The 3,212-nt window shown below is 74.2% G+C and carries 2 protein-coding genes; both read left to right on the top strand.

Annotated elements, in window-relative coordinates; genetic code table 11:
* Positions 1–1,569: malate synthase A (aceB, locus tag ACWEVO_RS33415; RefSeq protein WP_452311414.1), on the top strand; the 1,569-nt coding region annotated here is incomplete at its 5' end.
* A gap of 27 nt (positions 1,570–1,596) precedes the next feature.
* On the top strand, positions 1,597–3,069 hold the full coding sequence (locus ACWEVO_RS33420; protein WP_452311415.1) for an FAD-linked oxidase C-terminal domain-containing protein: 1,473 nt from the start codon (positions 1,597–1,599) through the stop codon (positions 3,067–3,069).
* Positions 3,070–3,212 lie beyond the last annotated feature (143 nt).

Here is a 3,212-nt window from a genome sequence, read left to right on the forward strand (position 1 = left end):
GGCCCCGAGCACCCCGGCCCCCCCCCCCCCCCAACCCCCCAAACCCACCCCCCGGGGGGGGGGGCGTACGGCCCCCACCTCCCCCCCACCTACCCCCCCCCCCGCGGGCACCGGCCCCCCCGGCGCCGCCGCCGCGACGCCGAGCTGGCCGACGGCGGCACCCTGGACTTCCTGCCCGGCACCCGCGAGGTCCGCGAGTCCGATTGGCGGGTCGCCGAGCCGGCCCCCGGCCTGGTCGACCGCCGGGTGGAGATCACCGGCCCCACCGACGCGAAGATGACCATCAACGCGCTCAACTCGGGCGCCAAGGTGTGGCTGGCCGACCTGGAGGACGCCAACACCCCGCTCTGGGAGAACGTCGTCTCCGGCCAGCTCAACCTGCGCGACGCGATCGACGGCAAGCTGGAGTTCACCTCGCCCGACGGCAAGCGGTACGCGCTGCACGACGGCGACCTGGCCACCATCGTGGTCCGCCCGCGCGGCTGGCACCTCTCCGAGAAGCACCTCCTGGTCGACGGGGAACGCACCTCCGGCAGCCTGGTCGACTTCGGGCTCTACTTCTTCCACTGCGCCCACCGGCAGCTCGACCGCGGTGCCGGGCCCTACTTCTACCTGCCCAAGATGGAGAGCCACCTCGAGGCGCGACTGTGGAACGACGTGTTCGTCCGCGCCCAGGAGCGGCTCGGCATCCCCCGCGGCACGATCCGGGCCACCGTGCTGATCGAGACCTTCCCGGCCGCCTTCGAGATGGACGAGATCCTCTACGAGCTGCGGGAGCACTCCGCCGGGCTGAACGCCGGCCGGTGGGACTACATGTTCAGCGTGATCAAGAAGTTCCGTACCCGGGGCGCGGACTTCCTGCTGCCCGACCGGAACGCGGTCACCATGACCGTGCCGTTCATGCGCGCGTACACGGAGCTGCTGGTGCGGACCTGCCACCGGCGCGGCGCGCACGCCATCGGCGGGATGGCCGCGTTCATCCCCAGCCGGCGCGACCCGCAGGTCAACGAGACCGCCCTGGCGAAGGTCCGGGACGACAAGACCCGCGAGGCGGGGGACGGCTTCGACGGCTCCTGGGTGGCCCATCCCGACCTGGTGCCGGTCTGCCGGGAGGTCTTCGACCGGGTGCTCGGCGACCGCCCGAACCAGCTCGACCGCACCCGCGACGAGGTGCGGGTGACCGCCGCCGAGCTGCTCGACGTGCGGTCCACGCCCGGCGGGCACACCGAGGCGGGGCTGCGCAACGCGGTCAGCGTCGGCGTGCAGTACCTGGCCGCGTGGCTGCGCGGCACCGGTGCGGTGGCCATCTTCAACCTGATGGAGGACGCGGCCACCGCGGAGATCTCCCGCAGCCAGGTGTGGCAGTGGCTGCACAACGGCGTCACCCTCGACGACACCGGCGAGCGGGTCACCCGCGACCTGGTCGAACGCATCGCCGACGAGGAGATCGGCAAACTCCCCGGCGACCCGGGCGACTACGCGCAGGCGCGGGCGCTGTTCATGGAGGTCGCCGTCGCCGACGACTTCGCCGACTTCCTCACCGTCCCGGCGTACGAACGGATGCCCTGACCGACCCAGGCGACGCGGAGGTGGGCGATGAGCGCGACCACGACGGACATCGAGGCCCTCGCCGCCGCCCTGCGCGCCGCGATCGGCGCCGACCGGGTGATCAGTGACCGCCAGCAGCTGCGCACCTACGAGTGCGACGGGCTGGCCCGGTACAAGAGCGTCCCGGCGCTGGTCGCGCTCCCCGAGGACGCCGCGCAGTGCGCCGCCGTGGTGCGCGCCTGCGTGGCGGCCGGCGCGCCGTTCGTCGCCCGCGGCTCCGGCACCGGGCTCTCCGGCGGGGCGCTGCCGCACCCCGACGGCGTCCTGATCGTCACCGCCCGGATGCGGGAGATCGTCGAGGTCGCGCCCGAGGACGAGCGCGCGGTGGTGCAGCCCGGCGTGATCAACCTGGCGGTCAGCCGGGCCGCGCACCCGCACGGCTACTACTACGCGCCCGACCCGTCCAGCCAGCAGATCTGCTCGATCGGCGGGAACGTCGCGGAGAACTCCGGCGGCGCTCATTGCCTGAAGTACGGCTTCACCGCCCACCACGTCACCGGTCTCGAGGTGATCACCCCCGACGGCGAGCGGGTACGCCTCGGCGGCCGCGCCCCGGACACGCCCGGCTACGACCTGCTCGGTGCGTTCATCGGCTCCGAAGGCACCCTCGGTATCGCCACCGAGGTGACCGTCCGGCTGACCCGGCTGCCCGAGTCGGTGCGTACCCTGCTCGCCGCGTTCGAGACCACCGATCAGGCCGGCGCGGCCACCTCGGCGATCATCGCGGCCGGGGTGGTGCCCGCCGCGGTGGAGATGATGGACGCCCTGGCCATCTCCGCGGCCGAGGCGGCCGTGCACTGTGGCTACCCGGCCGGCGCCGGCGCGGTGCTCATCGTCGAGCTGGACGGCCCGGCGCCCGAGGTCGACGCCCAGTTCGCCCAGGTCGAGGCGCTCTGCCGGGCCAACGCGGCGTTCGAGATCCGGATCGCCGTCGACGACGCCGAACGCGCCCTGTTCTGGAAGGGCCGCAAGTCGGCGTTCGCCGCCGTCGGCCGGATCAGCCCCGACTACATCGTCCAGGACGGCGTGATCCCGCGGACCGCCCTGCCCGAGGTGCTGCGCCGCATCGGCGACCTGTCCGCCGAACACGGCATCCGGGTGGCCAACGTCTTCCACGCCGGCGACGGCAACCTGCATCCCCTCGTCCTCTTCGACGCCGCCGTGCCCGGGCAGGCCGAACGTGCCGAGGAGGTCTCCGGGGCCATCCTCGACCTCTGCGTGCGGCACGGCGGCTCGATCACCGGCGAGCACGGCGTCGGCGTCGACAAGGCGAAGTACCTGCCGCGCATGTTCACCGACGACGACCTGGACACCATGCACCTGCTGCGCTGCGCCTTCGACCCGGCCGGGCTGGCCAACCCGGGCAAGGTCTTCCCGACCCCGCGGCTCTGCGGCGAGATCCCGGGCCGGCGCAGCGGGGCCCACCCGGCGCAGGCAGCCGGCCTGGCGGAGGTGTTCTGATGCCCGCCGACCCGGCCCTCGACCGGCTGCGGGCGGCGGCCGGGGAAGCCCCCGCCGACCCACCCCGCCCCGGCGGGGTGCCGGCGCAGCCGGCGGCCGGCCGCGGACCGGACGATCCCGAGCCGGTCCGGGTCGCCGGCGAG

It is taken from the genome of Micromonospora sp. NPDC003776 (genome assembly GCF_053605645.1).

Bases quoted from the DNA above. Each gene is read 5' to 3' on its own strand.
- ACWEVO_RS33420 (WP_452311415.1), top strand. From the start codon at position 1,597: ATGAGCGCGACCACGACGGACATCGAGGCCCTCGCCGCCGCCCTGCGC.